This window comes from Pseudomonas sp. HN2-3 (assembly GCF_020691745.1).
In the GTDB taxonomy this organism is placed as follows: Bacteria; Pseudomonadota; Gammaproteobacteria; order Pseudomonadales; family Pseudomonadaceae; genus Aquipseudomonas; species Aquipseudomonas capeferrum.
The window spans coordinates 5,725,458-5,748,890 of sequence record NZ_CP085704.1 but is presented as its reverse complement, the minus strand read 5'-3'; the positions used below and the strand labels follow the sequence as shown (position 1 = coordinate 5,748,890).

Annotated in this window: 17 protein-coding genes and 1 pseudogene; 7 read left to right on the top strand and 11 right to left on the bottom strand. The window is 57.9% G+C overall.

Annotated features, from left to right (window positions below):
• Positions 1–183: 183 nt before the first annotated feature.
• A complete protein-coding gene (locus LJX93_RS26045) occupies positions 184–5,316 on the top strand; it encodes an ATP-binding sensor histidine kinase (protein WP_227696545.1) in 5,133 nt (1,710 codons plus the stop codon).
• A 72-nt stretch (positions 5,317–5,388) separates the two neighbouring features.
• Here the strand turns inward: LJX93_RS26045 and ycaC are convergent, their stop codons facing one another.
• The 3 genes from ycaC to LJX93_RS26030 all read right to left on the bottom strand — a co-directional run bounded on the left by ycaC (position 5,389) and on the right by LJX93_RS26030 (position 7,285).
• Positions 5,389–6,015, bottom strand: coding sequence for an isochorismate family cysteine hydrolase YcaC (gene ycaC, locus LJX93_RS26040; protein ID WP_227696543.1), 627 nt, complete (start codon positions 6,013–6,015; stop codon positions 5,389–5,391).
• A 267-nt stretch (positions 6,016–6,282) separates the two neighbouring features.
• Complete coding sequence (locus tag LJX93_RS26035; RefSeq protein ID WP_227696542.1) at positions 6,283–6,867, bottom strand: antibiotic biosynthesis monooxygenase; 585 nt, start codon at positions 6,865–6,867, stop codon at positions 6,283–6,285.
• A gap of 145 nt (positions 6,868–7,012) precedes the next feature.
• Positions 7,013–7,285, bottom strand: coding sequence for a helix-turn-helix domain-containing protein (locus LJX93_RS26030; RefSeq protein WP_265106058.1), 273 nt, complete (start codon positions 7,283–7,285; stop codon positions 7,013–7,015).
• A 574-nt stretch (positions 7,286–7,859) separates the two neighbouring features.
• On the opposite strand from LJX93_RS26030, the gene LJX93_RS26025 reads away from it, so the two are divergent.
• Positions 7,860–8,834: a GlxA family transcriptional regulator gene (locus LJX93_RS26025; protein ID WP_227696540.1), complete on the top strand. Its 975-nt coding sequence runs from the start codon at positions 7,860–7,862 to the stop codon at positions 8,832–8,834.
• A 650-nt stretch (positions 8,835–9,484) separates the two neighbouring features.
• Entirely contained in the window at positions 9,485–9,919 is a 435-nt protein-coding gene (locus tag LJX93_RS26020) for a DoxX family protein (protein ID WP_227696538.1), read from the top strand.
• Between the two features lie 100 nt (positions 9,920–10,019).
• Here the strand turns inward: LJX93_RS26020 and LJX93_RS26015 are convergent, their stop codons facing one another.
• Positions 10,020–10,529 carry an acyloxyacyl hydrolase gene (locus LJX93_RS26015; protein WP_227696535.1) on the bottom strand — a complete coding sequence of 170 codons (510 nt, stop codon included), beginning with the start codon at positions 10,527–10,529 and terminating at the stop codon, positions 10,020–10,022.
• 2,152 nt (positions 10,530–12,681) lie between these two features.
• Positions 12,682–13,524 (bottom strand): annotated as a pseudogene (locus tag LJX93_RS26010) (magnesium chelatase domain-containing protein); the annotation flags it as partial.
• A gap of 255 nt (positions 13,525–13,779) precedes the next feature.
• On the opposite strand from LJX93_RS26010, the gene LJX93_RS26005 reads away from it, so the two are divergent.
• Positions 13,780–15,807, top strand: a complete 2,028-nt coding sequence (locus LJX93_RS26005) for a DUF4034 domain-containing protein (RefSeq protein ID WP_227696533.1) — start codon at positions 13,780–13,782, stop codon at positions 15,805–15,807.
• 3 nt (positions 15,808–15,810) lie between these two features.
• Here the strand turns inward: LJX93_RS26005 and LJX93_RS26000 are convergent, their stop codons facing one another.
• Positions 15,811–16,071 (bottom strand): accessory factor UbiK family protein, encoded by a 261-nt coding sequence (locus tag LJX93_RS26000; protein ID WP_095063925.1) that lies wholly within the window; start codon positions 16,069–16,071, stop codon positions 15,811–15,813.
• 384 nt (positions 16,072–16,455) lie between these two features.
• Here LJX93_RS26000 and glnK point away from each other — a divergent pair, with 384 nt between their 5' ends.
• The 3 genes from glnK to sutA all read left to right on the top strand — a co-directional run bounded on the left by glnK (position 16,456) and on the right by sutA (position 18,932).
• The gene (glnK, locus tag LJX93_RS25995) at positions 16,456–16,794 is read left to right on the top strand and encodes a P-II family nitrogen regulator (RefSeq protein WP_002555808.1); all 339 of its coding nucleotides are present in this window, start codon (positions 16,456–16,458) and stop codon (positions 16,792–16,794) included.
• A gap of 47 nt (positions 16,795–16,841) precedes the next feature.
• On the top strand, positions 16,842–18,173 hold the full coding sequence (locus tag LJX93_RS25990) for an ammonium transporter (protein WP_033702228.1): 1,332 nt from the start codon (positions 16,842–16,844) through the stop codon (positions 18,171–18,173).
• Positions 18,174–18,605: 432 nt separating this feature from the next.
• Positions 18,606–18,932: a transcriptional regulator SutA gene (gene sutA, locus LJX93_RS25985; RefSeq protein ID WP_033702226.1), complete on the top strand. Its 327-nt coding sequence runs from the start codon at positions 18,606–18,608 to the stop codon at positions 18,930–18,932.
• Positions 18,933–19,032: 100 nt separating this feature from the next.
• Here the strand turns inward: sutA and LJX93_RS25980 are convergent, their stop codons facing one another.
• From LJX93_RS25980 to lysA, 5 genes are read right to left on the bottom strand one after another with little or no spacing between them, the layout of a single operon-like run.
• Positions 19,033–19,728: an HAD family hydrolase gene (locus tag LJX93_RS25980; RefSeq protein WP_033702224.1), complete on the bottom strand. Its 696-nt coding sequence runs from the start codon at positions 19,726–19,728 to the stop codon at positions 19,033–19,035.
• The gene (gene xerC / locus LJX93_RS25975) at positions 19,725–20,624 is read right to left on the bottom strand and encodes a tyrosine recombinase XerC (RefSeq protein ID WP_033702222.1); all 900 of its coding nucleotides are present in this window, start codon (positions 20,622–20,624) and stop codon (positions 19,725–19,727) included. Before xerC ends, LJX93_RS25980 begins: the two co-directional genes overlap by 4 nt.
• A complete protein-coding gene (locus tag LJX93_RS25970; RefSeq protein ID WP_033702220.1) occupies positions 20,624–21,334 on the bottom strand; it encodes a DUF484 family protein in 711 nt (236 codons plus the stop codon). The genes xerC and LJX93_RS25970 overlap by 1 nt, the downstream gene beginning before the upstream one ends.
• A gap of 13 nt (positions 21,335–21,347) precedes the next feature.
• Positions 21,348–22,178 (bottom strand): diaminopimelate epimerase, encoded by an 831-nt coding sequence (dapF, locus tag LJX93_RS25965; RefSeq protein ID WP_033702218.1) that lies wholly within the window; start codon positions 22,176–22,178, stop codon positions 21,348–21,350.
• Positions 22,179–22,182: 4 nt separating this feature from the next.
• A complete protein-coding gene (gene lysA / locus LJX93_RS25960; RefSeq protein ID WP_033702216.1) occupies positions 22,183–23,430 on the bottom strand; it encodes a diaminopimelate decarboxylase in 1,248 nt (415 codons plus the stop codon).
• Positions 23,431–23,433: the final 3 nt, after the last annotated feature.

Below are 23,433 nucleotides of genomic sequence, written 5' to 3'. Positions count from 1 at the left end.
GTATTCATTTATGAATTGCCATCTGCACCTGTAACCACCGCCATAGTGTAAACCCCCTTAGGGGCACTTGACGGTCATCAGGGGATCTCATTCAGCCAAACCTACCAGTGTCGTCCTACAACCACAACGCCGTGCGTATACTCGACCGCGGAACGAAATGAATGGTTCATTAATGGTGGCACGATGCTAGAAGAACGTCTCCCTCACATGCTTTTGCGCGAAGAAATAATGCTTGATGAGGATTGGCTGAATCGATGCAGCGTTTCTCTTCGGAGGCATGAGGGTGAGCTCACTTATTGTGATTTCTTTGATCCAGAGACCTCCAAGGTCTGGATAGCAGTTCGTGCACCGATTGAATCTCCTGCCGCTTGTCAGCGGCTCGAGCGAGACTACCGCATCCGACTAGAGCCCGACTGGGCCATCCTTCCGGTGGGGTTCGTCCGTTCCGCGGAGGGACCATTGATGATCTATCCGCCGTCGAGCGACCTAACCTTTAAAGACTTGGTGAGCGCAGGAGGCGTATCTCATGAGCGTTTCCTCCGTCTAGCCGCTAACGCCTCAAAGTCTCTGGTTCTTGCTCACGAGAAGGGAGTAACGCACGGTTCTCTGCAAGCTCAGCATATCGTTGTGAGGGATGACGACTCGGTCAGACTCAGCTGTTTCAGGGCCGACACGCTGGAGCTGATCAACACGGAAAGCGCCACAACAGATCACTGGAACTACCTTGCTCCAGAGCAGGTGTGTCCGCATGGGTCCTTAACTGATCAGCGAAGCGACATCTACGCGTTGGGTGCAGCGCTGTACCAATTGCTGGTTGGTGAATTGCCTCTAGAGGGCCGGGACAAATCGCATTGGCGACAACTGCACGCAGGCGTGCAGGCCAAGCCACCTGCCGAGATCAAAACTGACGTTCCTCCCATGGTGAGTGACATTCTGCTCAAGGCCTTGGCCAAAGAGCCGAACGCACGGTATCAGTCAGCTAAAGCGTTGGCAGTAGACCTCGAGCACTGTCTGCGTCAGTGGTTAGGAAATCTGCATATATCCTCGTTCGTCCTGGGGACTGCCGATGTCACATCGATGGGCGGCGATGTTTTGTTTGGTCGAGGTGAAGAACAGGCGAAGGTAGAAAGCACCCTTCGTGTCTTGCGGCGCGACAGCGGTCCTCGCGTGCTAACCGTTTCTGGTCCTGCCGGTAGCGGAAAGTCCTCTTTGGTGATCTCGTCGCTACGTGCGCATACGGAAAGCTACTGGGCCGCAGGGAAGTGCAACACCTCTGACCAGGCGATTCCGTATGGCCCATGGAGAGAGATCCTGGGATCTCTGACTACCCAGCTGCTGGTCAAAAACAGCAGTGACCTCGACTCAATCCGAGCTGATATCACGAGCCGACTCAAAGGCCGTGGCAAGCTACTCGCGAAGCTAGCCCCTTACTTGAAGCTCATCATCGGCCCGATGGCCGAACTCCCTGAAAAGCCTACGCGGCTCGCGCTTGAAAGAGAGAACAGGGCGATTCTAGATTTCTTGGAATTCTTCGGCACGCCAGGCAAGCCGTTGGTGATTTTTCTTGATGACATGCAGTGGGCTGATGACTCAACCCATTGCTTGCTGAGGGAGTATCTCTCCCGGCCGCTGCGCAACACGCTTCTGGTGCTGGCCTTCCGTACAGAAGACCAGAACGCATTGCAGGTATTGGACTCGAGCCTTCTGCAATTGGGCGCTTGCTCGATTCTTTCCTATCACATTTCACTTCCCCCCCTTTCGGTAGAGGCAGTGACAGCGCTGATCGCTCAACGATTCCATACCCCGGGCGAGAGCGTCGTCGAAGTCGCCAAGCTCGTTCATGAGAAAACCGCCGGCAACCCCTTCTTCGTCAACCAGATCTTGAAGGTGATGATCGAAGACAAGCTGGTCGAATTCGACAGTAATCAGATGGGCTGGACGTGGTCTCTAGAGGCAGTCGCGCAGCACCGCTATGCGGATAACGTGGCCGATCTTATGATCCAGCGGTTGCGGCGGCTGCCGCCCACACACCATGAGATCCTTCGGCTTATTGCTGCTGTGGGAGGGAAATGCGATGAGGTGCTGCTGGCAGCACTGGCCAAGATTGATCCAGAGCTATTAAGTACTCGACTTCAAAGTCTGAGCAGCGCCGGTTTCGTTTCATTGGACCAGGGGGGCATTCTCTTTACTCACGACCGTGTGCTTGAAGCAGCATACGACTTGACTCCGCCGGCGCAGCGGCCGAAGCAGCACGCAGAAATTGCCATCAGCATGCATAAACTTTGGCGAGATGAGCTTCCTCAAGCCACCTTCGAAATTGCCAATCAGGTGCATCTGTCAGAAAAAGGTGCGTATCAGGCAGACCAGGCTGAGGACTTCATCACGTTGCTTCTTGAAGCGGCTGCGCGAGCGCGTGATGCGGCAGCGTTCGATCAGGCGGCGGGTTACCTTGTATCGGCCGAGCAATTACAGCAGTCGAGCAGCTCCGATGACCTCCGAAGCAAGTTCTCGTTCGCGATTATGTATCAAGCCGCTGAATGCGACATGCAGCTATCGGAAATGGTCAGTGCTGAACAAAAAATTGCAGAGTGCATGCGCCGTGCGGGCAATGTGATTGAGCGCGCTCGGGGGCGCAAACTTAAAGCCAAGCTCCTCACCCTTCACTCGGATTATGAATCTGCAATCGACGAAGCGCTCGAAGGACTCGCAGAGCTTGGAATTAGGATACCCCGCGGAATCCATCCCGATCTCGCTGCTGCCGAGCACGCCAAGCTTCAGAAGCTGATCAGCCAGCGCGGATTGTTTGGATTGGAGTCTCTACCGAGAATCGCGGACCCAGAAGCCGAGGCTGCCATCGAGCTCCTCTCTACTCTCGGTTCATCATTCTTCGTTGAGGACGATATCCGATTCTTGCACCTTGCCAAGATCATTGAGCTCTCACTTCAGTACGGCATTGCACCTGGCAGTACTTATGGTCTGTCCTGGTATGGAGTCATGATCGCTGAGCGGTTCGGCGAGTATCACGACGGGTATTCGTGTTGCTTAGTCGCCATCAAAATGATCGAACGCTATGGGTTTGAGGCTGATCTCACTGGGGCTCTGGTTGCGCTTGATCAGGTAAGCGCTTGGACGGCCCCGATGGAGTATGCCAAGCAGAAAGCTTCAGAGGCATTCGATACAGGGCACCTCAGCGGCGACTTAGCAATGGCTTGCTACGCATGCAACCACCTGGTTTCTGATTCGTTGATCATGGGCGATCATCTGCAGGAGGTTGCCAAGGTGATCGACCGCGGCCTCAAGGTGGTTCGCCAATACAATTACGCCGACGTCGAGAGAATTCTGGTCGCGCAGGAGCGCTTCGTTCATGACCTTTCTGATGGATGCCCGCCTAGGCTAGCGGCTGAGTTGGATTCCACTGAATCTGTGCTTTACGAGGCGATTGAGGGGGCATTCTCGTCCAAGACCACTCATTTCTTCTGCTCACTCTACGCGGGGATGTCTGCCTTCTACTTGGGTAACATCGCGTACGCTGTCCGCCGCTTCCAAGCAGCCCAAACGGTGGCCTGGTCGGCACCGGCGCACATCAACCTTTCTGATTTCTACCTGTTTTACAGTTTGGCTTTGGGTAGCCCAGAGGCCCCAGGCACAACTGAATCGAAACTCGAAACGCTGCATAAAAACCGCGACCGCTTTGCTAACTGGGCGGCCCTCAATCCCGTCACATTCCGCAATAAGCTTTTGCTGATCGAAGGCGTCATTGCCAAACTGAACGGCGATGGGCTCGTAGCGATTCGCTGCTTCGACCAAGCCCAAATCGCAGCTACTGCGGCCGGCTTCCTCCACGAGCAAGCTCTTGCCCACGAACAGCTTGCTGAAGTGTGTATCCCTAGCGGTCTAATTTCTGGTGCGAATCTGCATCTACGCGTAGCTCGAGACTGCTTCCACATCTGGGGGGCCAACGGAAAAGTTCGACAGCTAGAGACGCTGCATCCGTTCCTGCGGATTCAACCAGTCCAGGAAACCTTCAGGACTGCCTCCCAAGCCAATCTGGATCTGGAGGTCGGTATTGAGGCCGCGAGAGCGCTTTCAGAAGAGGTGCTCCTTGAGCGGCTCATTGAAACGCTGATGAGCCATTTGATGCAGCACTCCGGCGCTGACCATGGTGCATTGCTGATTGTAAGTGGCGCGGAGTTCCAAATGGCTGCGCTTGCCGACATCACTGATGACGGGCTCAAAGTCACGATGGAGAACTGCCAGAAATTTTTGATTCAGGCTCCGGTGTCAGTCCTGAACGCTACCATGCGTACCAAGACCAATCTGGTGCTGCATGATGCTCTGCTGGAATGCCCCGATGCATTCAGGAGTGAACTGCAGCAGCGCAACGCCCGCTCGGTTCTTTGCTTGCCGCTGGTCAAACAAGGCGTGTTGATTGGATTGGTATATCTGGAAAACCGACTGGTACCTAATCTCTTCGGCTCTCAGCGTCTGGCCATGCTGGAAATTCTTGCTTCGCAAGCCGCGGTTTCACTCCAGGCTGCGAAATTCTTTACCCGGCTGGCCGAGGATAATCAGATCAAGGCTCAGATGGAGGAGGAGCTAAGACGCTCACGAGCAGAGCTGGCACGTAGCGCTCACATGCAAGTAATGGGTGAGCTATCCGCCTCTATTGCACATGAGATTAGCCAACCGCTGCTGGGCATCGCATCGAATGCTGCTGCGAGTTTGCGCTGGCTAAAACGAGGCACGCCCAACATGGATGAAGCGATTGCAGGCTTGGAAGATATCCGCGCTGACAGTGAACGGGCTGCTGGTATCGTCCGGGCTCTTCGCGCGCTCGCTAAGCAAACAAATGCTCAACTGAAGGTGACTCGCCTGGATGACATCATTCTTGAGGTAATCCGATTGACCTCGTCGGAAGTCTTAAAACAGGGTGTGAAGCTCGACACCAACCTCAATGCGATCGAGCCAGTCATGGCCGACCAGGTCCAGATTCAACAATTGATCTACAACCTCATAAACAACGGCCTTGAAGCGTTATCCGGCTTCAGGACTGGCGATGGAGCGCTGCGAATCACTTCGCGCACTTTGAACGATGTGGTTGAGGTGAGCGTTGACGATAATGGCCCTGGAATTCCTGCTGATGAAAGGGAGAAGATTTTTGGTGCGTTTTATACCACCAAGGATCATGGCCTTGGGATGGGGTTGGCCATTTGCAATTCAGTAGTACGCGCGCACGGTGGTAGCTTGCATGCGGAAGCTTCGCCATGTGGCGGATGCCGTATTCGCTTCACGCTGCCTCGCAGCATCCAGGGGTGATTTGCTGCAGAGCCAGTACCATGTAAAGCAAAAAAGCCTGCGTTTCTGCAGGCTTTTCGCATCTGCCGGTGATTACTTAGCTGTCAGGGCAGCGTAGCTGTTCATCAGGTTGCGGTAGTTAGGAATGCGCTGGGACAGCAGGTTGCCCAGGCCCTCGATGTCGTTGCGCCAGTCGCGGTGCAGCTCACAGGCAACCGAGAACCAGTTCATCATCTGAGCGCCGGCTTGGGTCATGCGAACCCACGCAGCCTGTTGTACGGTTTCGTTGAAGGTGCCGGAAGCGTCGGTAACGACGAATACTTCGAAGCCTTCAGCCAGGGCAGACAGAGTCGGGAAAGCAACGCAGACGTCAGTTACCACGCCAGCGATGATCAGTTGCTTGCGGCCGGTAGCTTTGATGGCTTTAACGAAGTCTTCGTTATCCCACGCGTTGATCTGGCCAGGGCGCGCGATGTACGGAGCGTCCGGGAACATTTCCTTCAGCTCAGGAACGAGCGGCCCGTTCGGGCCCTGTTCGAAGCTGGTGGTCAGGATGGTTGGCAGGCCGAAGAATTTAGCCAGGTCACCCAGGGCCAGAACGTTGTTCTTGAACTCGTTTGGCGAGAAGTCCTGCACAAGCGAGATGAGGCCGGTCTGGTGGTCAACCAGCAGTACTACCGCGTCATCTTTGTTCAAGCGCTTGTAATCTGGATTGCTCATGGTAATGCACCTTTGGTGGGTGGGATGAAAATTGCGGTTTGTTAGAACGCGAAGCAGGAGCAGCAGATGGCGCCCCAGAAACCTTAGAAATCGCTGACACGCACTTTGGAGAGTCGAGCCTCTTCATGGCCGTGAGCTTGGAATCCTCATCGGGCAGCGCACTGGTGAGCTTGAGCCTCCAGCTGCGGCATACTCCCTCTAGATGTACTGTTGGATTTAGACCGTTACAACACAGCCGGAGGTGATCCGGCGCAGGCCATCCGAATTTCACTTTTGGTGGTAGGTGTTGCTAGATGATTGGCTGAGCCATGGGGCAAACAGACGCATCGCTGCAGGCATACAGAGATACACAACCAGCGTTACGATTGTTGCTGTGATAACGATGTTGCTGCCCAGGTAGCTGGCCCAAAATGGATGCAGGCTGAGCACTGGTATCCAAAGCTTCGGAACAATCAAACTCAGAGGCAGAATCACCAGGAAGGAGATAACCGCTTGCTTCCAGCGAGGGGGTTGCTGCTGGCTTTCAGCGGCCGGTGCAAACCAGAACTCGCTGCCTGCAGTGACTTCTGTCTGATCCCCGTCTGCCAGCATAGGCAGCGCTTCCTGCACCAATTCGCGCCGCTCTGCTGAGTCGAGCCAGGACTGCATTACGTCTGTCGAGCAAAAGCGCAGCACACAGGTGAAGACCTGCAGCCCACCATGGTTGTCTCGGTGAATGTCAGCACCCAGGTGACCTTCGCGTCGGCTGGCGACGTTCACTGTTTTCTTCAACCACGTCTCATAGGCTGCCTCGTGACCAGGGTTGACCCGGTGCTTGATGACAAGCGTCACGATTTCTTCGTGGGCACCCATGTTCACCTCTATGTGATATCGCCAATGCGGCAAAAAATTGAACCCTCGCTCAGTCACGAGGATCTTTATAATTTCAGCAATCGACTCTTCTCGCTATTGTCCCGAGGGATATATACCGAGGTGTAATTGGCCTTTAATAGATGTATCAAATTGATTCAATTGCCATTTCGGCACGCCATTTTTTCGGAGTAGTCCCCGCCAAGCGTGTGAAGGCTTTAGTGAAATGCGCTTGATCACAGAACCCTGCTTCTAGCCCCACTTCGGTAAGGGTTAGCGAGGTAGTGAGCAATTCCTTGGCCTTCTCTAGGCGAGCTTTCAAGCGCCACTCGATCGGCGACACCCCTGTGCTGAGCTTGAAGGCACGCGAAAAATGGCTGCGAGTTAGGTTGCAGGCGTGGGCGATGTCAATGATCCCCATGGGCCCGCTCAAGTTAGCCAGCAATAGCTCAGTTGCCCGCCGTAGGTGATGCGGTGCGAGGGAGCCGGGATTAGCTATTTTTTCGTTTTCCCCAGGGCATTCCGTCACTGGAGCTAGACGCTGTGAAGCAAATTCGGTTGGCTTGATTCGAAGAAGCGCCTCATCGATTCCAACGAGTAATTGGATGTGTCGATGGTTGGTCGATTCAGACCGAACGGCTTCTTGATATCTCATAGCGACTCTCCATTTCAGTACTGGAGAGTTTGGCTACTGTCCTTTAGCAAAGTCCTTAGGGAGTTCTTAAGACTTATTAAAAACAGTTCGACGGATATAGCTAGGCGCGCCCCATTGGTGAATGGCAAGCCTGGCTGCGTCGAAGGCTGATCATGCCAGTGTGCGGCACGTACCACGCATGATCTGACATTCCCACAGAGACAATCAGGTCATTTCCGCATGAATAGGTGGTATTTTAGGCCTAATGCGGGCTCTGCGATTTCCTACCGCCGCATTGAATCCATCACTCAATTCCAAGGTTGGAACTGTATTCCAACGGCTCCCATGCAGGCGGCGTAACATGCAAGAAGACGAGACAGCCAAAACGATAGCCATGGTATTGTTTGATGGCGTTTTGATGCTAGATATCACTGGGCCAATGGATGCATTTGCAGTGGCAAACCGTTTCCTTCCTGAGGAAAGACGGTATCGCATGCTGACGCTAGGGGTTGAAAACGGGTTAATCCGAAGCTCTTGTGGGCTTCAAGTTAAAGCAGATTTTGCATTGGACCAAGCGCCGAAGGATGTGGATCTGCTGCTCGTACCCGGTGGCCCAGGGGCTTACGACGATCCTCATCCTGTCATTCAAGAGTGGCTTCCCGAAGCGACGCGAAACGCCAAGCGTTTTGGTGCCATTTGCACAGGGGCGTTCCTGCTGGGCAAAGCAGGTCTCCTTGATGGCTATCGCTGTACTACCCACTGGAACTATATCGGCAGATTGGCTCAACGACACCCTGAGGCAAAGGTCGAGAGTGAGCAGATCTATGTTGTTGACCGCAATCTGATCACCTCAGGGGGAATCACAGCTGGGATCGACATGGCGCTGGCGATCGTCGCTGAAGACCATGGGAAAGAACTCGCCTTGGAGGTGGCTAAGGTCTTGTTGGTCGTTATGAAGCGGCAGGGAGGCCAGACCCAATTTGGTCCTCTGCTGGCCTCAGTGACCCGAGATGGCTCACCTGTAGCTAGGGTTCAAGCCTACGTTGTCGATCACATCGAACAAATGTATTCGGTCCAGTCGATGGCTGACATGGTCGCTATGAGCTCGAGAAACTTCGCCAGATCGTTTCAGCGGGAAGCTGGCATGACCCCGATGCAATTCGTACAGAACGCTCGAATTGACCATGCGCGGAGGCTGCTTGAGGGTACAAACCTCCCTCTTAAAACCATCGCGACTCGATGTGGTTTTTGCACCGCCAAGTACATGCGGAAGGTGTTCTGTGAGCGTATCGGAGTGAGCCCTAACCAGTACCGTCAACAGTTCGGAGCTGATTGATCGAGTCTTCCCACTGACTTGCACCTGATCAGGGTTTCAACTGAGCGAGATTTAGAGGGGGCATCTCGCAAACGTGCGGCCTACTAGCATTGCGTCTGCACAGTACAGCACGCCTATGCAAGAACCGATCCTCAACCTGCCGTAATCTTATCTCGCAACTTAAGGCTTTTTGTTGCATTTGGAGGACAGAGGCGTGATCTCCTTTTCACTATCCTTTGTCGATACCCCCAGGTTTCAAATCGATAGTGTTGATCCTCGGGCTCCAAGCCCCGACCAAGCAGAGTCTTCCCCCTAATCGAGAATCTGCTTGGTCACTCCATTACGTCCTCCCTTTGGGCCGCGACTCATACTGCATAGGATGCATTGGGAGTCGCGGTTTTTTTTGGGGCTATTTCAGGTCCTGCAACAGGATTTACTCATCCCGAGAAAGGTAACCGCGATTTACAGCTGGTTCTCGCTCTGGAAGGCGAGTTAGAGCGCAGTCTGAACTGTGGGCTGACTGGCGGGTGTGGAGCTTCTGGTCTAGTCGATTGTCGCTGATTTCGAAACAGTCAAATTGAAAATCGCCGTATTGTTGCGGGAGCGTACTACTTTTATGATTTCGCCATCTGAAGCCAACTCGGCAAAAAAGTTAAATTAGGAGCAACGAAATGAAATCTCTGAAAGATAAAGCTGCAATTTTGGGCCGAGTGCTGCTGGCCGTCCTGTTCTTACTTAGCGGCTTCAGTAAACTGGCCTCGCCCGAAGGCACTATCGCCTACATCGAATCGAGCGGCCTGCCGTTCCCAGTCCTCAGCTACCTGGCGGCATTGGGCGTTGAGCTCGGACTCGCAACATTGCTAATCATCGGGTTTCAAACGCGCATCGTCGCTGTGGTTATGGCGCTGTTCACCGTGATGGCAGCGTTGGCCTTCCATAACAACTTGGCGGACCAAGGTCAGTTCATCAACTTCTTCAAGAACATCTCCATCGCAGGCGGCTTGTTGCAGATTGCAGCATTTGGCGGTGGTGTGCTCAGCGTCGATGCTGTCCTGTCCAACATGAAAGCCCGGGTCTCAGGAAAGGCAAGTCTGAAAGCTGCATAAAACCGGCCTTTACTAGGTGCGGTCTTGTTCACACAATGCAAAAGCCCCTGCAGCGAGCCGGGGCTTTTCTGTTCAGGTGGCTGGCACCGAATCAGTACCTTTAGATTTGATGGCTGTAGAACAGCGCGTAAGACTCGATACCGTCGTTCGGTTGTTGAATGCCGGCGTTGGAGTAGTGAATTGCGCGGATGCCTACCCGCTGGGCTTCACCGATTTTCACACCTGCGCCGATGCGATCTTCGAAGTTAAAAGCCGAACCGAATTTTTGGTCGCCAGCAGAGGCTCCTGAGAAGGCTGCTACACCGATGCCTGCTTCCACGAACGGCTTGATGTTGCCGTTACCGAATTCGTAGACGAACACGGGTGTAAAGGACAGCGAGTGAGCTCCTCCGCCCGCATCGCCTGCTTCCCAATAAGTGTAACCAGCGTCCCAATAGCCCGTGAGTCGACCAGTCTCTGACTCAAACCAGCTTTTGTCCCAACCAAATCCCACACCAACTCGGGCAGTGATGCCTCCCTGGCTTGTGGCTCCCACGGCCCCAGAAATCTCTGCGGCGCCTGCCGAGCAAACCATCAGTGAAAGGATCGCAGCAGCGACGGTGCTTTTCATACTTACGAGTTCCTACGCTATCGTTATTACTTTGCATCCTAACTGATGATATCTGACCAAACCTTTAGAAAAGCTTAAATATTGTCACCCTTGACGAGGGCTCCCCGCGGCTCTGAATCGGCCGGCAAAGGCTCGCAGAGAGCTTTAGTTCGAGCTGAACGGCAGAGCATCATTCCTAAAATCGCCCCCGATACTTGCCATCTCATAAAGCTTCAGGAAGACCCTTACCAACCACCGCTGAGACAGGCGGCGCTAGAAATCCTGGGATCGTGTACTTGGCTGTAAGGAGAGCATTGGAAGCCGTCCCAATGCACACATGGAAGGAGTAGTGAGATGTCGACCTTATCCTTGGCAGGACGCACTCATGCAATCAGCAGATCGGACTTCGAGCAGGATCAACAGTGGCCGGATACGCCCCAGAATCGCCACTTATTGGCCGCATACGGGGCTGCTTGTGAACGATCATCTACCTTCGCAGTTGCTGCACTGAGCGCAGAGCGGGGTGGTTGGAGAGATGTTGAGCAGTACAAAGCTAAAGCTGCATACTGGGAGGCCGTGGCGAACACCCTCGGAGCAGTACTAAGCATGGAAATCGATGGAGGACGAGAGGAAATCCTGCTCCCAGATCCCTGGAGGTAAGCGAGGGCAGCTGTAGATAGCTGCGCCACCGCCATAGTTCTAGGCGCTTGAACTGGCCGCTGCCCACGGCCTTCATGAGGCGGGCAGTCTATTGAGCGGGACGAGCGAGATTCGCCTGATGTAATCAATGCGGGAGGCGAAGCTAGGTCCGTTCCTGGTAACCAGCGCAGGAATCCGAGGTTAATGCCTTCGTTTGCGAAGGACGCGATGACCGTGCGAGCGTCTTTTTAAGTCGATAACTGCCATTCACGAACGACACCTATCGACCCTTTGCCGACCTTCACAAATGAATTGCAAGGCAGGAGCGTTTCGGGATGCTAAGGATACGGGAGTGAGAAAAACTTGTGAACATTGGTAGCCGTGGCTGCAAAACCCCATGGAAGCCGTTTGGTAACAGGCTGCGAGAGTTTTAATTTTCAAGAGTAACGGCATTTATGAGTTTTTAGAAATCTGCGACAATTTTGCTCTTTCTCCAATGTCACCGGCAAGGTCAGAATTCGAGTGCCAGTTGCGACAGTATTCTATAATTCTATAGTTCAATTCCTTCCCTCCCTTAACATCCATCTCTTAATTGCAAGGTTGCGAGTTAATTAAGCTGTGCGAGTATTTGAATTGATGGGCCGAAAAACCTTACTTGGTATTTCCATGATTCGTGTAGTTCGATGCAATTGTACGACGTTTGTATCGCCACCGTCATCGCAATAAATAGAGATTCTGAGCCTGATCTCCTTCCATGTCGGGAGAAGCGCGCGAAGAAGTACCGGAGAATTTTGTCGATTGATTGCGTTACAGATTCTGGTTGTTTTTAGCATTTTGTATGGGTAGCGTGCAGCCCTTAGACCTTCAGGTGTGCTTTGCAAGAATTTTGTTACCTTGATCTCATTTGTCATAAGGCTTGCTGCGGAGCGATCTGCGTGGTCTGGAGTAGTAAATATATCAAACTCCCCATTTATTATCGCTTTTGCAAATCTTCGCGTTGGACACAAAAAGTGGCGTATTATCTCTGCGCAAGGTAATCGCACTGTCCTGTCGTGAGGGTCTTTACACAGTAAATGGCTGTTCAGACGTATGAAGGAACTATGGGGGGATTTCGAGCGAGAGATTAGAGATTTTATGTCTTCAGTCGTAAGCAAATCGTGGCAAACGATCTCTTGTGAATGGCATGGGTAGATTGTAGCCATCTTTTTATATCGAATATTTTTACTTATTTGTCGGCCGTGTTGCCAGAGAGAGCCAGGAAATATGTGCATCAAAGCAAAGAATGGCAAATGAAAGTTCTTCACTTTGCGCTTGTATGAACGCTTGCTTTTCTGGGAAAAGCAGAAAAACTCGAGGGTTACAGATTTAGGATCATTCCCGCGAAAGCTCACCTCACGCACACCGAGGATTTCCCATACATCAGCATCTTCTGCTAGCGCCTCTACAAATTCCACCCCGATCCTACGAAAATTCTCATTTAAAAATGGAATTTATCATATTTTTTTGGTTTTCTCATTTAATAATGTGTTTTACAGCCGCCCACCAGTGCAGGGCCTGAGGCCGAGTGGTGCGGGTGGCGGAAAGGGCGCTGTGGCCAGCTGTTCAGCGGCGCATGGCCGCTGACCGACTGAATGGCCGCCACCTCCAGCGCCTCGCGCTCGTCCAGCGGCGGCAACAGCCCTGGCAAGCGGCTGGCGAGCAAGGTCTTGCCAGTGCCGGGCGGGCCGGTGAACAACAGGTTGTGCGCCCCGGCTGCGGCCAGCAGCAATGCACGCTTGGCCGCCACCTGGCCCTGTACCTCGCTGAGGTCGGGGTAGGGCCGGCTGTTCAATACCAGGCCATTGGCGGCATAGGGCGCTAACGGTACCTGGCCGTTCAGGTGGGCGACCAGTTCCAGCAGGTGCCCGATGGCATACACCACCAGCCCACCTGCAAGGCTGGCTTCTTCGGCGTTTTCGCGTGGTACCACCAATGCCCGACCCGCATCCCTTGCCGCCAGCGCCGCCGGCAACACGCCCTGCACAGGGCGCAGTTGCCCGGACAGCGCCAGCTCGCCCAGGCACTCGATGTCGCAGAGGGGGGCCACCGGGACCTGGCCACTGGCGGCCAGAATGCCCAGGGCAATGGCCAGGTCATAGCGCCCGCCATCCTTGGGCAGGTCGGCGGGCGCCAGGTTCTGGGTGATGCGCCTTGCCGGGTAGTCCAGGCCTGAGTTGACGATGGCACTGCGCACCCGGTCTTTGCTTTCCTTGACCGTGGTTTCGGGCAGGCCGACCAGGGTGAGGTGGGGGAGCCCGTTGGCCAGGTGGGTTTCGACGCTGACCGCCGGTGCCTGCACGCCTACCTGGGCGCGGCTGTGGACGAGGGCAAGTGACATGGACGCTCCGTTGTCGCTGAAAAGGGCCGCTTCCTGCGGCTTGGGCAAGGTTAGCGGGGGGAGTGGCAATCAGCGCAAGAAGTGTGCGTCCTGGTTTTTCAGGTCAGGGATTTCCCCTGGTTTTTCATACAATCTGACAAAAATGGATCCAATAACTTTGCGCAGATCCAGGGTATGGCTTAGTGTTGAAAGGCTACTGCGCTTGCCATGGGATGGCAGCGCCGCTTCCCACAAATGGACTTGAGGTATTGCTCCGTGCAAACGCTCACTCGCACTCGCCAGGCAATCCGAGAATTGGTGCAGGCCAGTGCATTCGTTGAACTCAACCGCTACTTCGACATCCTCGAAGTGCGCTGGCGACAGTCGCCACCCGGCGAGTTTCCTGCCTACCTGGAGGCCGTCGAAGGGCACATGCTGGTCGATTGGGACTGCCAGGGCGACAAGGCCCTGACGCAGGTTCTAAAGGCCTGGATCGACGCCTGCCCCAAGGCCTACCACCCTCAGGTGGTGATGGGCTTGCATTGTTTCAGTCGCGCCTGCGATATCCACGACAGTGCCAATGCCGAGCCCCTCAGTGCCGAGCAGCAGTTGGCGGCCGAGCAGGTTTGCGAGCTCGGCGCCGCGCACCTGTTGCGTGCCATGGGGCGCTCGGCGCAGCCGGTGGCGGCGGCCATCGGCATGCTGCGGCTCAGCGCTCAGTTTGCCGAGCCAGGTTGGTTGCGCGAACTGTTCGACGGCCAGCCGGCACGCTTCAGCCCGAGCGCTCACGCGGATGTGGAGGTGCAGGAGGCTGCGGCGCCGCTGCTGGTGAAATACGGCCTGCTACCCCTGGCCCAAGTGCCACAGACCTTGCCGGCGTGCCTGGGCAAACGTGCCGTGCATGGGCGAGAAGCCGCGCAGCACTATTGGCTGCAGCATGCGCTGGGTGCTTTCCCCGGCTGTTTTGAAGCGATTCAGGCGCATGCCATCTACCTGCTGCCCCGTTGGGGCGGCAGTTACGCGGCAATCGACGGATTGGCTGGTGGCATGCTGTGTGAAGGATGGCGAGAGGAGCAGCGCAATGCGCTGCGCTGGCTGGCTATCGAGGACCAGCTCGAACTGCCGCATGCCGGCCAGGTGCAGTCGATCGCTGCCTGGCAGCAGGTGTTCAAGGGGTGGTCGCTGCGTGCGCTCAGGCCTAGGGAGCGCGCCACCTTGCTGGCATGGCGTGGTGCCTTGCGTGGTTGTGCCCTGCAGGACTACACGGGCGCGCTGCGCGATTTTGCCGTCTGTGTGAACCTTTACCCTGACCTGGGCTTTGTCCCGAGTATCGGCCAGCCCTTTCGTAGTTTTGTCTGCCTCATGCTGTTCCACGGCATGGACGATGACCAGCAGGCATTTCGTAGCGCGATCGAGCGGCTGTGCGAGAGCGGTTCGCACCCGGCTGCCTGTGCGCTGCGGGCGGTGGGGCATGCGTTTGGGCGCTGGGGGTTTGCATGTTCGCCTGAGCAGGCACGTATTTGGTCGCAGCGTGCGGTGAAGCGGCAACTTGGCCGCCAGCGGCCGGATTTCGATGTGCTCGAAGTGCCACGTCTGCTCTGGTCTGCCAATCAGCAAGAGGCCGCCTATTTCCTTTATGAACGCTGTGCCGATCTGAGCCTGCCAGACGCTGCGCTGAGCCTTCATCACCTGCATCGCGGTGCACTGGCCAACACCCCTGGGCACTACCTGGACGCGGATGCGGCCGAATACTGGCTGCTGCGCGCGGTGCAGGCTGGCTGCAAGGTGGCCAAATACACCTTGGCATGCCGGCGTATGCAAAGTGCCGAAGCCTTGAGCGACCGAAGTGCCATGCTGGCAGTGAGGCGGCTATTGAACGATGCGTTGGGCAGTGCGCAGACCGCTGCCGGTGCGCGGCTGCAACTGGGTATTCTGCTGCGGCAGTTTGGCGAGCCGCAGGAGCAGGCCGAGGCCGTCGACTACTTGCTTGGCCTGGTCGAGCACCCGGACGATTGGATTGCCGCCCGTGCCAGCGCAGAGCTGGGGCTGGCCTGGATGCAGGGGCATGGCACACGCAAGCAAAGCCGCTTCGCGGCCATCGAGTGGATCAACCGCGCAGTGGCGTTGCAGCCGGCGGACAACGACATCGAGCATATCCAGGCCGAGATACTCAACTCGCACAACCGGGTGAAAACACTGTTCACCTTGTGCGGTGCCGCTTTGTTTCGGGGGACGCTGCATGCCAGCGAGTTGCCGCCTAAATCGGGCAACCCGGGCGAAGGGCGATTGCAGGCATCGGCCTGAACCTTATGCCTGAGGTGGCGCCATCCGTGCTTCCAGCTCGGCGACCTGTTTCTCCAGGGCTTCCAGGCGAGCGCGGGTGCGGGCGAGGACGACCATCTGGCTGTCGAATTCTTCGCGGCTGACCAGGTCCAGCTTGCTGAAGGCGCCCTGCATCAGCACCTTGAACTGGCTTTCGAGTTCGGCGCGAGGCTGGGCGGAATCGCTGCTGAAAAGGCGCGAGGCCTGGTCGCTCAGGGCGTCGAGGAGGGCTTTGGGCGCGAGCATGTTCGGCTGTCCACTGAATCTGAAAAATGACCCGCAGTGTAGCACGCAGCAAAACACTGTTTTGAGGGCAGGAGCGGGTGAGCCTTGCACATTTTTCGAGCAAGACGCCGACGGGTAGCGCACCGAAATCGTGCATCTTTTTGATGCTGGCGACTGGCCAACGCCGACGCCTTCAAGCAACTCACTGTTTTCTGGTGGTTTAGTGGAACTGGCAAGGTTTCTGCAAAGACCTGTACGAGCCATGCACTGATGCAGTTCCTTGTGACCAGGCAGTGCGCACGCGGAGCCGGATGCCGACGACGCGTTACAAAGCCAACCGCTGCGCTTAGACTTGAGACGGGTTTGTTTTCCTGGGGCAAGTCCACCAAATCGGGAGAGAGTTTCATGAAGCTAGTCACAGCCATCATCAAGCCGTTCAAGCTGGACGACGTGCGCGAGTCGCTGTCGGAAATCGGCGTGCAGGGCATCACCGTCACTGAAGTCAAAGGCTTCGGTCGGCAGAAGGGCCACACCGAGTTGTATCGCGGTGCTGAATACGTGGTCGACTTCCTGCCCAAGGTGAAGATCGACGTCGCCATCGACGACAAGGACCTTGATCGGGTGATCGAAGCCATCACCAAGGCTGCCAACACCGGCAAGATCGGTGACGGCAAGATCTTCGTGGTGAATCTGGAGCAGGCGATCCGCATCCGTACCGGCGAAACCGATACCGACGCGATCTAAGTAACAAAAAAAGCCTCACCAAACCCAACGCCCCAGGAGAAAACAACATGACTCTGCGTAAGATCGCAGGGCTAGGAGCCCTATTGTCCCTCGTAATGCCCGGGCTTGCCCTGGCAGAGGAAGCTGCCCCAGCGCTGAACTCCGGCGACACTGCCTGGATGTTGACCGCTACGGCGCTGGTGCTGTTCATGACCATCCCGGGCCTGGCCCTGTTCTATGGCGGTATGGTGCGTTCCAAGAACGTGCTCTCGGTGATGATGCAGTGCTTCGCGATCACCGGTCTGATGAGCATTCTCTGGGTCGTCTACGGCTACAGCATGGCCTTCGATACCACGGGTATGGAAAAGGGCGTGCTCAACTTCAATTCCTTCGTCGGTGGCTTCTCCAAGGCGTTTCTCAGCGGTGTCACCCCCGACAGCCTCACTTCGGCCACCGCGCTGTTCCCTGAGGCTGTGTTCATCACCTTCCAGATGACCTTCGCCATCATTACCCCGGCGCTGATCGTCGGTGCCTTCGCCGAGCGCATGAAGTTCTCCGCGATGCTGGTGTTCATGGGCATCTGGTTCACCCTGGTGTATGCGCCGATCGCGCACATGGTCTGGAGCGGTGATGGCGCGCTGATGTGGGACTGGGGCGTGCTGGACTTCGCTGGCGGCACCGTGGTGCACATCAACGCCGGTATCGCGGGCCTGGTGTGCTGCCTGGTACTGGGCAAGCGCAAGGGCTACCCGACCACGCCGATGGCCCCGCACAACCTGGGCTACACCCTGATGGGCGCGGCAATGCTGTGGATCGGTTGGTTCGGCTTCAACGCCGGTTCCGCCGCCGCTGCCAACGGCACTGCCGGCATGGCCATGCTGGTGACCCAGATCGCCACCGCTGCTGCGGCGCTGGGCTGGATGTTCGCCGAGTGGATCGGCCACGGCAAACCGAGTGCCCTGGGCATCGCCTCGGGTGTGGTCGCCGGTCTGGTCGCCATCACCCCGGCTGCCGGTACCGTGGGCCCGATGGGCGCCCTGGTGATTGGCTTGGCGTCTGGCGTGATCTGCTACTTCTGCGCCACCACCCTCAAGCGCAAGCTGGGCTATGACGACTCGCTGGACGCCTTCGGCGTGCACGGCATCGGCGGTATCGTCGGCGCCATCCTGACCGGTGTGTTCGCAGCACCAGCCCTGGGCGGTTTCGGCGCTGTGACCGATATCGGCATGCAGGTCTGGATCCAGGCCAAGGGCGTGATTTTCACCGTGGTCTACACCGCCATCGTTACCTACGTGATTCTCAAGGTACTGGACGTGGTGATGGGGCTGCGGGTCAACGAAGAAGAAGAGTCGGTCGGCCTCGACCTGGCTCAGCACAACGAACGCGGCTACAACCTGTAACTGCGACGCTGGAAAATCTTGCCCGGTTCGCCGGGCATTTTTTCGCCTGATTTTTGCCTTTTCCCGCACAGCAAACGGTTTATCCGCCACGTTCGCGACGCAGGCGGAAAACTTACAAGATGATGGGCGTTTATGGCGCTTTGCTTTTTCTACGGGCGCGCTAGAATGCGCGCCGAAGGGTGTTGGACATGCAGTCCGCAGGCGCCCCCAGCCTTTGCTAGGCTTGCCATTAGCGCGTGGCCAGCAGATGGCTCAAGGATTTCGTCAGGCCCTGCCAGGAGCAGGGCCTGCAGGGTACAAACCCTCCCATCAGGAGGTGCATGCCCAAGGCAGTGGCCAACCCACGGCCAGTTGAATTTTCACTGGTGGCTGCCGGTCTACGGCTGCACTGGTCTATAACTAACCTGCTTTTCGCAAGTCATGAGGTAGAACATGAGCGACGATGATCTGGAAAACGACGACCTCGAAGTAGGCGATGATGATGAGGCTGATGAGGGTCTGGAAGCTGCGGCTGATGACGTAGCGGAAGACTCCGGCGAAGACGATAGCCCCGCGCCCACTGCCAAAGGCAAGTCCAAGGCCGCTGTCTCGGTAGACGAGATGCCGAGCTTGGAAGCCAAGCAGAAGGAGCGTGATGCCCTGGCCAAAGCGATGGAAGAATTCCTTTCGCGCGGTGGCAAGGTGCAGGAAGTGGAGGCCAACGTGGTCGCCGATCCGCCCAAGAAGCCGGACAACAAATACGGCAGCCGCCCTATCTGAGTGGTTGCATGCAAAAAAGCCCGCCGTCGCTGCGGGCTTTTTTGTGCGCCATGAATGCGCTCCTACACAGGTCTGTGCGGCGTTGAGAAGGTATCGGCTGTCAGCGCCAGCGTGCTATCACTTCAGGCAGTTGCGAGAGGCGCTGAATCTCTGCATCCGGCGCCCGCTCACCGGCCCAGGGCTTGCCTTGCGGGTTGAACCATACGGCACGCAACCCGGCACGCTGGGCGCCGGCGATGTCGTCGCCAGGGTGGTCACCCACATGCACCGCCGCGCCGGCCTCGACCTCGCCACGTTTCAGCGCCTCGAGGAACGGCGCCGGGTCCGGCTTGCCGATCCCCAGATCCTCGGCGCACAGGGCGAAGCGGAAGTAGTCCGCCAGGCCCAGGCGGCTCACATCGGCATTGCCGTTGGTGACCACGCCCAGGGTGTATTGATGGCGCAGGATTTCCAGCACAGGCTGCACTTCAGGGAAAATTTCCACCTGGTGCCGGGCATGCAGGAACACTTCAAAGCCTTCGTTGGCAAGCGCCTGGGCGTGCTTTTCGCTGTAACCGACCTCTTCCAGGGCATGGCACAGCACCCGCCTACGCAAGGCGCTGATACGGTGCTTGAGGCCCGGTTCGGCCTGCACCAGGCGCTCGCGGAGGGTGAACAGGTGCTCGACCGGTACGCCGCCCAGGATCGGTGCGTTGGCTTCGAGCCAGTCGCGCAGGACGACTTCAGCGCTGGCAATGACCGGCGCGGTGTCCCACAAGGTGTCATCGAGGTCGAAGGTGATCAGCTTGATGCTCATGAGTCTGTGCCTTTGCTGCGTTTGGCCCGAGGGTGGGCGCTGTCGTACACCGCGGCCAGGTGCTGGAAGTCCAGGTGGGTGTAGATCTGCGTGGTGCTGATGTCGGCATGGCCGAGCATCTCCTGCACCGCTCGCAGGTCCTGGGACGATTCCAGCACATGGCTGGCGAAGGAATGGCGAAGCATGTGCGGGTGCAGGTGCTGGCCCAGCTCGCGCTCGCCGGCCGCCTTCACGCGCATCTGGATGGCCCGCGGGCTCAGGCGATTGCCCTGGCGGGTAATGAACACGGCGCTGTCGCGCGGGCCGCCGATGCCGCGCAGGCGCAACCAGGCCTGCAGCGCCTCGCGTGCCTTGCGCCCGACCGGCAGCACGCGTGCCTTGCCGCCCTTGCCAAGCACCTGCACCAGCCCGGCGGCGAGGTCGAGGTATTCGAGGTCCAGGCCGGTCAGCTCGGACAGGCGCAGGCCTGATGAATAGAACAGTTCGAGGATGGCCTGGTCGCGCCGGGCAATGAAGTCGTCGTCGACACCGCCGTCGAGCAGTTGCAGGGCACGGTCGGTATCCAGCGTCTTGGGCAGGCGCCGTTCGCCTTTGGGCGCAGACAGGCCGTTGGCCGGGTCGTGCTGGCACAGCCCTTCACGGTTCAGGTAACGGTACAGCCCGCGTACCGCTGAAAGCAGGCGCGCCAGGCTGCGCGAGGACTGCCCCTGATGGTGCTGACGGGCGATCAGTTGGCGCAATTGCTGGATTTGCAACGCTTGCCAGCCGGCAATGCCGTGTTCGTTGCAATACGCGACGACCTTGTCGAGGTCGCGGCGATAGGCCAGCAGGGTGTGTTCGGACACCTGGCGCTCATTGCGCAGGTGCGCGCAATAAGCTTCCAGCTGGCGGTCCATCAGCGCACCTGGCGCAGGGTCTGGGTCACGCGTGGGACGACGCGGCCGAGCACTTCGGCAATGTAGCCGAGGAACAGCGTGCCGACGCTGCTCTTGTAGTGCTGCGGGTCGCGGCTGCCGATTGCCAGTACACCGTGCAGCCCTTGATATTCGAGTGCTGCAACAGCACTGGAGCCGACCTCGCGTCGCTCTTCTTCACCAAACAGGAAGGCCAGTTCGTGTTCGCGCAGGTTACCGCTGACGGTCTTGCCGCCCCCCAGCAGGCCACCGATGGCCTGGTGTGCCTCGGCATTGCTGACCCAGCGGCCCACCGGAGCGACGTTATCGCCGAACAAGATCAGGCTGACGAAGGGCACCTGAAACTCCTGGCGCAGGCTGTCTTCGACCGCCATCACCACTTCTTCCAGGCTGCCGGCATCGAGCAGGTCGAGGATCAGCCGGCGGGTCTTGTCGAACAGCCGGTCGTTGTCACGCGCCACGTCCATCAGTTGCGACAGGCGATGGCGCATCTCGATGTTGCGATCGCGCAGCAGCTTGAGCTGACGCTCCACCAGCGACACGCTGTCGCCGCGCTGGTGGGGGATGCGCTGCTCGACCAGCAACTCGTCGTGTTCGGCGAAGAAGGTCGGGTGGGCACGCAGGTACGCGACCACCGCCTCGGCATCGAGGTCACTGGATTGCTGGGGTACAACCTTGGGCTGATCGGTCATGGCGGTTACTCACTTAGAGACGAACCTGTCCTTCGTAGACGCGTACGGCCGGGCCGGTCATCAGCACGGGCTTGCCGGGACCGGCCCATTCGATGTGCAGGCGGCCACCCGGCAGGTCAAGGCTGACCGGTGAGTCCATCCAGCCCTGGCTGATAGCCGCCACGGCCGCGGCGCAGGCGCCGGTGCCGCAGGCCTGGGTTTCGCCCGCGCCGCGTTCCCAGACCCGCAGGTTGGCACGGTGACGGTCGATGACCTGGATGAAACCAGCGTTGACCCGCTGCGGGAAGCGCGGATGGTTTTCGATCTTCGGGCCCAGTGCGTGCACGGGCGCAGTATGTACGTCATCGACACGCAGCACGGCATGTGGGTTGCCCATGGACACTGCGGCGATCGAATAGACCTCGCCGTCGACTTCCAGTGGGTAACTCAATGCCTGCTCGTCGGCGACGAAGGGGATTTCGGCCGGCACCAGGCGCGGAGGGCCCATGTCGACACTCACCTGGCCGTCGTTCTGCACGTCCAGCTCGATGATGCCGCTTTTGGTTTCCACGCGGATGCGTTTTTTCGCGGTCAGGCGTTTGTCCAGCACGAAGCGGGCGAAGCAGCGCGCGCCGTTGCCGCACTGCTCGACCTCGGAGCCGTCGGCGTTGAAAATCCGGTAGCGGAAGTCCACTTCCGGATTGTTCGGCGCCTCGACGATCAGCAACTGGTCGAAACCGATGCCGGTATGGCGGTCGCCCCATTGCTTGGCATGCTTGGGCTGGATATGTGCGTGCTGGCTGACCAGGTCGAGGACCATGAAGTCATTGCCCAGCCCATGCATCTTGGTGAAACGCAGCAGCATGGGCTCACTCCGGCAGCAGGCTTTCGCCAGCATACAGTTCGGCGATGGTCTCGCGGCGGCGCACTTCGAATGCCTGGTCGCCGTCGACCAGGATTTCGGCGCAGCGGCCACGGGTGTTGTAGTTCGAGCTCATGACAAAACCATAGGCGCCGGCAGACTGCACGGCCAGCAGATCGCCTTCGGCCAGGTTCAGCTCGCGGTCCTTGGCGATGAAGTCGCCGGTTTCGCAGATCGGCCCGACCAGGTCATAGGCGCGGCCCTGGCCTTCGCGTGGGGTAACCGCGCTGACGCCCATCCAGGCCTGGTACAGGGCCGGGCGGATCAGGTCGTTCATCGCCGCATCGATGATGGCGAAGTCCTTGTGTTCGGTGTGCTTGAGGTACTCGACACGGGTCAGCAGGACACCGGCGTTGGCCACGATGTAGCGGCCTGGCTCGAATACCAGGGCCAGGTCGCGGTCGCCGACGCGTTCGCGGATGGCCTTGATGTAGTCGGCCACCAAAGGCGGCTCTTCATCGCGGTAGCGCACGCCTACGCCGCCACCCAGGTCCAGGTGGCGCAGGTGGATGCCGCAGTCGGCGAGGCGGTCGACCAGGTCCAGCAGGCGGTCGAGGGCATCGAGGAACGGTTCGACGGTGGTCAACTGCGAACCGATGTGGCAGTCGACACCGACCACGTCCAGGTTCGGCAGCTGCGCGGCGCGCACGTAGATGGCTTCGGCGTCAGCGATGGCGATGCCGAACTTGTTTTCTTTGAGGCCGGTGGAGATGTACGGGTGGGTACCGGCATCGACGTCCGGGTTGACCCGCAGCGAGACCGGGGCGACTTTGCCCATCTCGGCAGCCACCACCTGCAGGCGCTCAAGCTCGTCGGTGGACTCGACGTTGAAGCAGTGCACGCCGACTTCGAGGGCGCGGCGCATGTCTTCGCGGGTTTTGCCGACACCCGAGAACACCACGCGATCCGCGCGCCCGCCAGCGGCCAGTACGCGCTCCAGTTCACCGCCGGAGACGATGTCGAAGCCTGCGCCCAGGCGCGCCAGGACGTTCAGCACGCCCAAGTTGGAGTTGGCCTTGACGGCAAAGCAGACCAGGCTGGAAATGCCGTCCAGCGCGTCGGCATAGCTGCGGTACTGGGCCTCGATGTGGGCGCGCGAGTACACGTAGGTGGGGGTGCCGAAGCGTTCGGCGATGGCCGACAGGGCCACGCCTTCCGCAAACAGTTCACCGTCGCGGTAGTTGAAAGCGTTCATCTG

Bases quoted from the DNA above. Each gene is read 5' to 3' on its own strand.
- LJX93_RS26045 (WP_227696545.1), top strand. From the start codon at position 184: ATGCTAGAAGAACGTCTCCCTCACATGCTTTTGCGCGAAGAAATAATG.
- ycaC (WP_227696543.1), bottom strand. From the start codon at position 6,015: ATGAGCAATCCAGATTACAAGCGCTTGAACAAAGATGACGCGGTAGTA.
- LJX93_RS26035 (WP_227696542.1), bottom strand. From the start codon at position 6,867: ATGGGTGCCCACGAAGAAATCGTGACGCTTGTCATCAAGCACCGGGTC.
- LJX93_RS26030 (WP_265106058.1), bottom strand. From the start codon at position 7,285: ATGGGGATCATTGACATCGCCCACGCCTGCAACCTAACTCGCAGCCAT.
- LJX93_RS26025 (WP_227696540.1), top strand. From the start codon at position 7,860: ATGCAAGAAGACGAGACAGCCAAAACGATAGCCATGGTATTGTTTGAT.
- LJX93_RS26020 (WP_227696538.1), top strand. From the start codon at position 9,485: ATGAAATCTCTGAAAGATAAAGCTGCAATTTTGGGCCGAGTGCTGCTG.
- LJX93_RS26015 (WP_227696535.1), bottom strand. From the start codon at position 10,529: ATGAAAAGCACCGTCGCTGCTGCGATCCTTTCACTGATGGTTTGCTCG.
- LJX93_RS26000 (WP_095063925.1), bottom strand. From the start codon at position 16,071: ATGCTCGCGCCCAAAGCCCTCCTCGACGCCCTGAGCGACCAGGCCTCG.
- glnK (WP_002555808.1), top strand. From the start codon at position 16,456: ATGAAGCTAGTCACAGCCATCATCAAGCCGTTCAAGCTGGACGACGTG.
- LJX93_RS25990 (WP_033702228.1), top strand. From the start codon at position 16,842: ATGACTCTGCGTAAGATCGCAGGGCTAGGAGCCCTATTGTCCCTCGTA.
- sutA (WP_033702226.1), top strand. From the start codon at position 18,606: ATGAGCGACGATGATCTGGAAAACGACGACCTCGAAGTAGGCGATGAT.
- LJX93_RS25980 (WP_033702224.1), bottom strand. From the start codon at position 19,728: ATGAGCATCAAGCTGATCACCTTCGACCTCGATGACACCTTGTGGGAC.
- xerC (WP_033702222.1), bottom strand. From the start codon at position 20,624: ATGGACCGCCAGCTGGAAGCTTATTGCGCGCACCTGCGCAATGAGCGC.
- LJX93_RS25970 (WP_033702220.1), bottom strand. From the start codon at position 21,334: ATGACCGATCAGCCCAAGGTTGTACCCCAGCAATCCAGTGACCTCGAT.
- dapF (WP_033702218.1), bottom strand. From the start codon at position 22,178: ATGCTGCTGCGTTTCACCAAGATGCATGGGCTGGGCAATGACTTCATG.
- lysA (WP_033702216.1), bottom strand. From the start codon at position 23,430: ATGAACGCTTTCAACTACCGCGACGGTGAACTGTTTGCGGAAGGCGTG.